We start from the raw sequence: 470 nt of genomic DNA, 5'->3' as shown, positions 1-470 counted from the left end.
CTCAGACGGGTCAAACGTCCAGACGCGCGCCCGGATTTGCGAAGCTGGTGAATAAGCGCCGCGTGCTAACCATTTTCCCTGATGATCAACAATATCGATGGTTTCACCGAGGCTGGCTTTACCTTCCATGCGGGCAACGGCCCCGGAAAAGACCCACGGATGGCGACGAAGTAATGATTTTTCGCGCCCTTTGGCTAACACTAAACGTACACTCATAATTTACTTTTCTGTCGATGCAAAGAAATGGGCGTCATTGTCCGGAGTTTTCCATGGATTTGCAACGCGTCCATTAAGGATAAGGAGAGCAGCAATGTCGAAAGTCTGCATAATTGCCTGGGTTTACGGGCGAGTTCAGGGCGTAGGATTTCGCTACACCACGCAGTACGAAGCGAAAAAACTGTGCTTAACCGGGTACGCCAAAAATCTTGACGATGGCAGCGTGGAAGTGGTTGCCTGCGGTGAAGAAGGGC

General features: G+C 51.3%; 2 protein-coding genes. One reads left to right on the top strand and one right to left on the bottom strand.

Features of this window, described 5'->3' with window-relative positions; all coding sequences use genetic code 11:
- Positions 1–216, bottom strand: a 216-nt coding sequence (locus tag K0040_RS22490) for a hypothetical protein (protein ID WP_423700713.1), incomplete at its 3' end; no start/stop codon positions are given.
- On the opposite strand from K0040_RS22490, the gene yccX reads away from it, so the two are divergent.
- Positions 128–470, top strand: a 343-nt coding sequence (gene yccX, locus K0040_RS22485) for an acylphosphatase (RefSeq protein ID WP_500302303.1), incomplete at its 3' end; no start/stop codon positions are given. The genes K0040_RS22490 and yccX overlap by 89 nt on opposite strands.

This window comes from Terrisporobacter petrolearius, assembly GCF_020748185.1.
In the GTDB taxonomy this organism is placed as follows: domain Bacteria; phylum Bacillota; class Clostridia; order Peptostreptococcales; family Peptostreptococcaceae; genus Terrisporobacter; species Terrisporobacter petrolearius.
Note: the sequence above shows the minus strand (reverse complement) of the source record. Positions and strands in the feature narration are given on the sequence as shown.